The following is an 8,720-nucleotide window of genomic DNA, read 5'->3' as shown; positions in this document are numbered from 1 at the left end:
GGCCGTGCAGCGAAGCACGGCCCGCCGACGACCGCGCGGCCAGGCCAGGTCTGACACATCGCGCCGTCCGCCCGCAGCGAGTGGGCGTGCCGGGCGGCGCGTGCCAGGCGGGATGTGTCAGACACGGCCTAACGCGCGACCGGCAGTGTCACGCTGCTGATGCCGGTCCGCACGCTCATCCTCGTGCCCGCCGGATAGCGCAGCGTGTGGTCGTAGTCCGTCGAGATCAGCACCACACCGAGCCGGTGCCCCTTCTTGAAGACGTAGTCCTGCGGCTGCATGTCCCACTTCAGCCGGTACTCCCGTCCCTCCACGACCTTGTCCTGCCGGGCGGGGGAGTGACGGTTGCGGGCGTCCAGCCAGCCACGCGACACGATCTTGAAGTCGGCGCTCTCGGTGCGGTGCCGCGTCCGGTAGGTGCAGCCGGTGTCACCCGGGATCCCCTCGCCGTAGCAGATCTGCTGCGAGGTGTCCGCGACCGTGCCGGCACTCGCACGGGTGTCGCTGCCGTAGTCGACCAGCAGCGCCGTCACATACGGGGAGGTCCCCTCCAGCGAGGCCCGCACCGAGACGGTCGGCACACCGTTCACCCGCAGCTCCTTCGCCAGCGGACCGGTCGTGTACGCGAGCCGGTTCGCATGCTCGTCATCGGGAGCGGCCACCAGCTCCTCCGCCTTGACGGTGCGCCCCGCATCGGTCAGTGACTGCTTCACCGGCCAGGCCGGCAGCGGTGCCAGCCCGTCCTCGTCCAGCCACAGCGTCACCTCACGCGTGCCCCGCGCGGGCCAGTCGGACTGCGTGCGCCAGGTGAAGTCCGCCTGCTCCACATCGACCGGGGGTGCGTCCAGGGCGCCGTTGTCCAGGTCGTACAGCCAGTAGTCGAACCACTGGTGGAGCTGTGCCAGCCACTCCTCCATCCGCAGTGGCATCGGATTGGTGTGCCCCGCCTGGTGCAGCCACAGCTTGCGCGGTACGTCGTGCTTCTTCAGCGCGTCCCACAGCTGCCCGAAGTGCTGGGTCTTGACGTTCCAGTCGTTGCCGCCATGGACGAGGAAGACCCCGGCCCGGATGTTGCGCACACCGGTCAGATAGTTGCGCTCCGCCCAGAAGGGGCTCCAGTCGCCGCTCGCCCGGTCCTGATCGGCCGTCAGGCCGTCCAGCACCGGCCCGCAGATCTCCTGGTCGGCCCGGCTGTACACGCCTCTGGCGAGGATGTCGGTGTCCTCGCCCTGATAGCCGCCCGGCGCCACGACCCCGCCGTTCGCGCGGTAGTAGTCGTACCAGGAGGAGATCCCGGAGATCGGCACGATCGCCTTGAGCCCCTTCACCCCGGTCGCGGCGACCGCGGTCGGCAGCGTCCCGTTGTAAGAGATCCCCATCATCGCCGAATTACCGGTGGACCAGGACGCGCTCACGGGCCTGCCGTCCAGGTCCCACCCGCGGGCCCGGCCGCCCAGCCAGTCGACGGCCGCCTTGGCGCCGAGCGTCTCGTTGTGGCCGCCCGAGGTCGGACAGCCCGTCGAGTCCCCGGTGCCGAGACTGTCCACCTGCGCGACCGCGTAGCCGCGCGGCAGGAAGTAGTTGTCCGTGTACCCCGGGAACGGCACGGACGGCCCGATCGCCCCGGGCAGCCGCTTCGCGCCGGACATCCGCCTGCCCACCGGCAGGCCGTCCCCGTCGAGATCGACCTCGTGGAAGGGCACATCGTTCCCGCCGCCCCAGTAGGGGCTCGCCTCGATGACGGTGGCGACCTTGAGCCCGGCGTCGGTCTCCTTCGGGCGCAGGATCCGCATCCGCACGGTGTCGCGGCGGCCGTCGCCGTCGCTGTCCGTCTGCGTCTCGACGTCCACCTGCTGCGCAACGGCATCGGCGCGGGAGAACGCGGGCTGCGTCCGGTTGTCGACGATCTTCAGCGACGGGCGCTCCGCCGGCGCGGCGGGCGTGGGCAGCGCAGCCAGCAGGGACGCGACGGCGAAGGCGGCCACGCCCACCCTCCGTGCCGCCGGTAAGAAAAGGGGTGACGTCATCGAGCCTCCAGAAACCGGGGAAGTGACGATCACGCAGGACGCGCGCGCACATTCCATCGTGTCGCTGCGGCCCGCGCCAGACCGCAACACGCGCCACGCACGCACCATGTCCGTACCCGCCGTCGTACCCCGCGCAGAAGGGGGCACGGTGGTCCGGATCGGTGACGGGCCGCATTCGGTAAGGGGCATAATCGCTCTATGACCCCGTACGCGGCAGGGCCGGGCAAGGGCGCGCGCCATGAGACGCCGCAGATCAGGCGTGCCACCGCCCGGGACGCCAGGCGTCTCACCCGCCTGGTGCGCGCCTCACGTGCCTACGAGGGCCCCTATGAGTCGATGGTCGCCGGATACCGGGTGGGCCCCGACTACATCGAGATCCACGAGGTGTTTCTGGCCGCCGGACAGGACGGCCGGCTGCTCGGTTTCTACGCACTGGTGCTGTCCCCGCCGGAGCTGGACCTGATGTTCGTCGCCGACGGGGTACAGGGCCTCGGCATCGGCCGTCTCCTGGTCGAGCACATGATCACCCGCGCGGGTGCCGCCGGCCTCGACACCGTCCGCGTCGTCGCGCATCCGCCCGCCGAAGGCTTCTACACCAGCGTGGGCGCGCGGCGGACGGGCACGGTCCCGGCCCGTCCGCCCGCGGTGCCGTGGGACCGTCCGGAGTTCGTGATCCCGATCGGATGAGCCGGCGGCGGTTCAGTCCAGAAGCCGTGCCCGCAGCCGGCGGATCAGCTCGTCGTCGATGCCGAGATGTCCGGTGGCGTATGCGTGCAGAGAGCCGTACGTCACGGTCAGATCGGCCAGGAACAACCGCATGATCTCCTCGGGCGCCCGGCCGTAGCCGGGCCACGTCAGAATCCGGCCGGGGTTGGCCTCCCGCCAGTCGGCGATCAGCCGCTCGGTGGCCAGCTCGGTCAGCGCGAAGTCGGCGGCGATGTCGTCGTCCGGGACACCGGCGAGTCCGAGCACCAGTGCGGCGAGCAGTCCGGTCCGGTCCTTGCCCGAAGCGCAGTGGAACACCAGCGGTCCGCTGTCGGCCGCGACCAGTTCAAGGGCTTGACGCAGCTCCTTCGCCCCGTCCAGGGCGACTTCGGCATAGCGGTCGGCGAGATAGCGCCAGGGGTCGAGATCGGGCGCTATCTCCGCCTGGTCGTAAGGCCTGTGCTCCACACTGAGGTTGACGTAGTCGAACGAATCGCTCTCGGGCACCCGGCCCTTCGCCGCTATCTCCCACGGATAGCGGAGATCGATCACGGTGCGCACGTCGAGCGCGAGGAACTGGTCCCAGTCGGAGCCCTGAAGCTTTGCCAGAGAATCGGACCTGTAGAGCGTGCCCCACCGGACGGTACGGCCGTCCGACGCACGATAGCCGCCCAAGTCCCGGAAGTTGTGCAGGCGTTCGAACTCGACATGTCTCTTCATTCGGATCAGCCTACGAGCTGACGCATGCCTCCCCGGTCCCGGGTCGCGGGAGTACGTGTGCCATGTGGCCTCCGGAGCACGGCCGCCCCGCCGCCGGCTGCCGGGACCCGATCGCACCGGCCCGAGGGGAATATCCGGGCGGGAAACGGCACTGTTGCATACGACGAGCCGAACACCGCACACCTGGGAGTCCCATGTCCGACGAGACCGATCTGCGCCACCTGCGGCGCTGTGTGGAACTGGCGGCCGAAGCCGTGGACGCCGGTGACGAGCCGTTCGGGTCCGTGCTCGTCGCGGGCGACGGAACCGTCCTGGCCGAGGACCGCAACAGGGAACGCTCCCTCGGTGACCAGACCCGGCACCCCGAGTTCGCCCTCGCGCGATGGGCCGCCGAGCATCTGACGGCCCAGGAACGCCGGGCGGCCACGGTCTTCACCTCCGGCGAGCACTGCCCGATGTGCGCGGCGGCCCACGGCTGGGTCGGCCTCGGCCGCATCGTGTACGCGGTCTCCTCGCGGCAACTCGCAGGCTGGCTCACGGAGCTGGGCGTCCCGGACGCTCCCGTACGCACCCTCTCCATCGGGGAGGTCGTCCCCGGCCTCGACGTGCAGGGGCCCGTGCCGGAGTTCGCCGAGCAGGTGCACGCGCTCCACCGCCGCTTCCGCTCCGGAAGGTGAGCCGCTGCGCCTCCGTCACCGGTGGGACCGGCGGTGTGCGCCTCAGCTGCCGGTGAGATCCGCAGGCCGAGGCCGGTTCTCGGCGGACAGCGGCTGCTCGGTCCAGATCACCTTCCCGTCGGCCGTGTACCTCGTCCCCCAGCGATCCGCGAACTGCGCCACCAGGAACAGGCCGCGGCCCCCCTCGTCCGTGATGGCCGCCTGCCGCAGATGGGGTGAGGTACTGCTATGGTCCGAGACCTCGCAGATCAGCGCACGTCCACGGACGAGCCGTACGCCGATCGGCCCGTTGGCGTACCGGATGGCATTGGTGACCAGCTCGCTGAGAATCAGCTCGGTGGTGAACGCCTCCTCGCCCACACCCCACTCGTCCAGCTTGCGGGTCACCGCCGCACGCACCCGCGCCACGGCCGCCGGATCGGACGGGACCTCCCACTCTGCGACCCGCCGCGCGTCCAGGATGCGCGTACTGCCCACCAGCAGTGCGATGTCGTCGCGCGGACGCTCGGGCAGCAGCGCGCGCAGCACCGCCTCGCAGGTCTGATCGGGTGAGCGGTGCGCGTTCTCGGCGAGCGTACGGCGCAGCAGCTCGAGGCCCTCGTCGATCTCACGGTCCCGGTCCTCGACCAGCCCGTCCGTGTACAGCACCAGTCGGCTGCCCTCGGGCAGCTGCACCTCCAGTGTTTCGAACGGCAGGCTCCCCAGACCCAGCGGCGGGGCACCGGGCACATCGGCGAACTCGGCCGTGCCGTCCGGCCGGACGATCACCGGCTGATGATGGCCGGCCCGCGCCATGCTGCAGTGCCCGGTGACCGGGTCGTAGATGACATAGATACAGGTCGCGCCGGTGACGCCGGCCTCCGTGCCCTCCCCGGTCTCGTCCTGGTCGATCCGTGCCACCAACTCGTCGAGATGACCCAGTAGTTCGTCCGGCGGCAGGTCCAGACTGGAGAAGTTGTGAACTGCTGTGCGCAGCCGTCCCATCGTGGCCGCGGCATGCAGCCCATGGCCCACGACGTCGCCGACCACGAGCGCCACCCGGGCGCCCGGCAGCGGGATGATGTCGAACCAGTCCCCGCCCACACCGCCGAGGCCGCCGAGGCCGGCCTGCGCCGGCCGGTAGCGGGAGGCGACGTCCAGGGCGTCCTGCTGCGGCAGACCGCGCGGCAGCAGGCTGCGCTGGAGCGTCACCGCCATCGTGTGCTCGCGCGAGTAGCGGCGCGCGTTGTCGATGCTCACCGCAGCCCTGGCCACCAGTTCCTCGGCGAGTGACAGATCCTCCGCCTCGAAGGGTTCGGGCCGCTGGGCGCGCCAGAACATCGCGACGCCCAGAATGACGCCGCGGGCCCGCAGCGGGACCGCGATCATCGAGTGGAGGCCGTACTCGACCAGCTTGGCCGCCCGCACCGGATCCTGCTCCTGCCACCCGGAGAGCGACCGCAGATCCGCCTCGAGCACCGCCTCGCCCCGGCGCAGGCCGGTCCCCATGCGCGTGGTCGGGACGAATCGGATCAGGTGGCCGAGCGGATAGAGGGCGGTGTCCCGGGCACCGGTGAACGCCGTACGTCGCATGCCGGTGTCCGCACCCGTGGCGGTCGGCTCCTCGCCGTTGAGGACCGCCTCCGACAGATCCACGGTGGCGAAGTCGGCGAACCGCGACGACGCGAACTCGGTCAGCTCCTCGCAGGTGCGCACCACGTCGAGGGTCGTGCCGATCTCCGTGCCCGCGTCGTACAGCAGCTTCAGACGGCCGCGCGCCACATCGGCCCGGCCGGTGAGCGCACGCAGTTCGGTCGTGTCGCGCAGCGTCGCGACACTGCCCGGCGGTCCGCCGTCCTTGTCCGTCGAGCGCTGGTTGACGGCGAGCAGCCGGTCCCCGACCGGATACACCTCGTCGGTCGCGTTCCTGCCCGAGGACAGCAGCCGGGTCGTGAGCGGGTCGAGGCCCAGCTCCGCGACCGGGGAGCCCTCCACGTCCGGCGGCAGATCGAGCAGGCGGCGCGCCTCGTCGTTGGCGAGCAGCACATCGCCGTCCTCGCCGACGATGAGCACCCCCTCGCGCACGGCGTGCAGCACCGCGTCGTGGTGCTCGTACATGCGGGTCATCTCGACCGGTCCGAGACCGTGCGTCTGCCGCCGCAGGCGGCCGGTCACCAGTGCCGTCCCGCCGGTGGCGAGGATCAGCACGCCGGCGGCGGCGCCGAACAGCAGCGGGAACTGGTCCTCGACGACACCGCTGACGTTGGCGATGGTGATGCCCGCCGACACTATGCCGATCACACTGCCGTTACTGCCCGTGACGGGCACGACGGCCTGCACGAGCGGCCCGATCGTCCCCGTGATCTTCTCGGTGACGACCTGGCCGTGCAGGGCCGGTTCGAGATTGCCGACGAACTGCTTCCCGATCCGGTCGGGAAGGGGGTGGGTGTAGCGGATGCCGTCCGTGTTCAGCACGACGATGAAGTCGACCCCGGACTTCTTGCGGGCCGCCTCTGCCTTGGGCTGCAGAACGGCCGTCGGATCGGGGCTTTCCAGTGCCTCTTCGATGCCGGGTGAATTCGCGAACGTTTCCGCCACGGCGACCGAACGGTTGGTGGCTTCGCGTTCGCTGTCCGCGCGGGACTGGAGGACGAGAGCGGCCATGGCGGCGGCGACGAGCAACACCACGATCGCCACCTGCAGGAGAAAGACCTGGCCTGCGACGGTTCGCATTCTCAGAACCGAGCGCGGGCGGCCGTAGCGTCCGGCCATAAGCTCTTTCTACACCTCCGGCAAACGGCGGGCGAACCGCGCACGGCGCAGCCCAGGGTCCATGAATACGCGCCACGCGCCACGGGTTGCTCAAGCATGCCAAGGCCGCTGTTGATCCCCAAGGTCTGTGCAGCACCAGGTTTTCCCGCGCATGCCGCCGCCGCGGCCGGTCCGCCGGGACTCGTGCCGGACATGATCAGCGCGCCGCGTCGAGCAGCCGGGCGGCGGCCTTCTTCGCCTGCAGCGCGGGCTCCGTGGAGCCGAAGATCGCGGCGGTGGTCATCGCGCCCTCGGCGAGCAGATGGAGATGGTCGGCGGTGTCCGCCGGCAGACGGGCGTCGGACACCAGCATCCTCAGGTAGTCCCTGACGGCCTGCTTGTGGGCGCGGGCAAGCTCCGCGACGCGGGGCGAGGTGGCACCGAGCTCCCCGAAGCTGTTGATCCAGGCACAGCCGTGGAAGCCGGGCTCGCTGAACCACTCGTGGAGCCGGTCGTAGACGGCGAGGATGCGCTCGCGCGGATCCTGGTGGCGGTCGACGCGGTCGGCGAGCTGCTGCCGCCAGTGGACGTCACGCCGCAGCAGATACGCCTCGACGAGCGCTTCCTTGGCGGGAAAGAGCTGGTAGAGGCGCTTGAGGGAGACACCGGACGCGGCCCGGACGGCGTCCATGCCGACGGCCTGGATACCGCGTGCATAGAACAGGTCCTCGGCTGCGTCCAATGCCCGTTCCCTGGCGACTGCGCTGTCCATCCCCCGACCTCTCCTGATCTGAGAATCACCGTTCTCTACGGTAGCGCCGGCAGCGAGGGGGAGCAGCCGGGGGCCGGAACGTCAGGCGCGCGGTACGACCGCCACCTGGAGCCGATTGCCGGGCCTGCCCGTGGTTCGCGCGCAACCCGGCATCCTCCAGCAGGACTTGGTGTGCCGACTCCTCCAACCCTGGGCCGGCCGCCGGGTGATGAGAGGCTCTGCGCAGTCGTCCGACGAGGATACGGAGAGCAGCCGTGCGCCAGTCCCTCACCATCGTCACCGGTGGCAGCCGCGGTATCGGCGCCGCGATCTGCCTGCGCCTGGCCGCCGACGGCCATGATGTCGTGGTCGGATACCGTTCCGACACGGCCGCCGCTCAGGCCGTGGCCGAGGCTGTCCGGGAGACGGGCCGCACATCGCTCCCCGTGCAGGTGGACACCGCCGACGAGCGGTCGGTCGCCCGGCTGTTCGACAGCGCCGCCACGCTCGGCACCGTGACCGGACTGGTCAACAACGCGGGAATCAGCGGCCCCAACGGCCGCCTCGCCGACGCGGACGCTGCCGGGATGCGCCACGCTCTGGACGTCAATGTACTGGGGTATCTGCTCTGTTGCCGCCGTGCGGTCCGCGACATGAGCGCCTCCGGCGGCGGGGCGATCGTCAACATCTCCTCCGCGGCGGCCACCCTCGGAAGCCCCGGCCAGTACGTGCACTACGCCGCCACCAAGGCCGCCGTGGACGCGATGACCGTCGGGCTGTCCAAGGAGGTCGCAAGTGACGGGATCCGGGTCAACTGCGTGGCCCCGGGCGTCATCCGGACCGAGTTCCACGAGGATCCGCAGCGCCCGGCCAAGGTCGCGCCCGCCATTCCGCTGGGCCGGGCGGGGCAGCCGGAGGAGATCGCCGGGGCGGTGGCCTGGTTGCTGTCCCCCGATGCGTCGTACGCCACCGGGGCCGTCCTGCGGGTGGCGGGCGGCATGTAGCCCCGCAAGGACCGCGCGAGCCGCGGCGTCGAGCTCCTTCGAGCCGTACGACTGGGTGAAGGTGCCCCGCTGCGGGTCGAAGCCCTTCTCGCACACCTCCTGGTGC

Annotated in this window: 7 protein-coding genes; 3 read left to right on the top strand and 4 right to left on the bottom strand. The window is 70.7% G+C overall.

Annotated features, from left to right (window positions below):
* Positions 1 to 128: 128 nt before the first annotated feature.
* On the bottom strand, positions 129 to 1,985 hold the full coding sequence (locus tag ABZ208_RS38390) for a Xaa-Pro dipeptidyl-peptidase (RefSeq protein ID WP_356914086.1): 1,857 nt from the start codon (positions 1,983 to 1,985) through the stop codon (positions 129 to 131).
* A gap of 240 nt (positions 1,986 to 2,225) precedes the next feature.
* On the opposite strand from ABZ208_RS38390, the gene ABZ208_RS38385 reads away from it, so the two are divergent.
* Positions 2,226 to 2,714 (top strand): GNAT family N-acetyltransferase, encoded by a 489-nt coding sequence (locus ABZ208_RS38385; protein WP_356914085.1) that lies wholly within the window; start codon positions 2,226 to 2,228, stop codon positions 2,712 to 2,714.
* 12 nt (positions 2,715 to 2,726) lie between these two features.
* On the opposite strand, the gene ABZ208_RS38380 is transcribed toward ABZ208_RS38385, so the two are convergent.
* Positions 2,727 to 3,452 (bottom strand): tyrosine-protein phosphatase, encoded by a 726-nt coding sequence (locus ABZ208_RS38380; protein ID WP_356914084.1) that lies wholly within the window; start codon positions 3,450 to 3,452, stop codon positions 2,727 to 2,729.
* Between the two features lie 194 nt (positions 3,453 to 3,646).
* Here ABZ208_RS38380 and ABZ208_RS38375 point away from each other — a divergent pair, with 194 nt between their 5' ends.
* Positions 3,647 to 4,129, top strand: a complete 483-nt coding sequence (locus ABZ208_RS38375) for a nucleoside deaminase (RefSeq protein WP_356914083.1) — start codon at positions 3,647 to 3,649, stop codon at positions 4,127 to 4,129.
* Positions 4,130 to 4,171: 42 nt separating this feature from the next.
* Here the strand turns inward: ABZ208_RS38375 and ABZ208_RS38370 are convergent, their stop codons facing one another.
* Positions 4,172 to 6,880 (bottom strand): SpoIIE family protein phosphatase, encoded by a 2,709-nt coding sequence (locus tag ABZ208_RS38370; RefSeq protein ID WP_356914082.1) that lies wholly within the window; start codon positions 6,878 to 6,880, stop codon positions 4,172 to 4,174.
* Positions 6,881 to 7,076: 196 nt separating this feature from the next.
* Entirely contained in the window at positions 7,077 to 7,631 is a 555-nt protein-coding gene (locus ABZ208_RS38365) for a TetR family transcriptional regulator (RefSeq protein WP_356914081.1), read from the bottom strand.
* 254 nt (positions 7,632 to 7,885) lie between these two features.
* Between ABZ208_RS38365 and ABZ208_RS38360 the strand changes: the two genes are divergently transcribed.
* Positions 7,886 to 8,614, top strand: a complete 729-nt coding sequence (locus tag ABZ208_RS38360; RefSeq protein WP_356914080.1) for an SDR family oxidoreductase — start codon at positions 7,886 to 7,888, stop codon at positions 8,612 to 8,614.
* Positions 8,615 to 8,720: the final 106 nt, after the last annotated feature.

The sequence above is a fragment of the Streptomyces sp. NPDC006208 genome (assembly GCF_040613775.1).
Taxonomy (GTDB): Bacteria; Actinomycetota; Actinomycetes; order Streptomycetales; family Streptomycetaceae; genus Streptomyces.
Note: the sequence above shows the minus strand (reverse complement) of the source record. Positions and strands in the feature narration are given on the sequence as shown.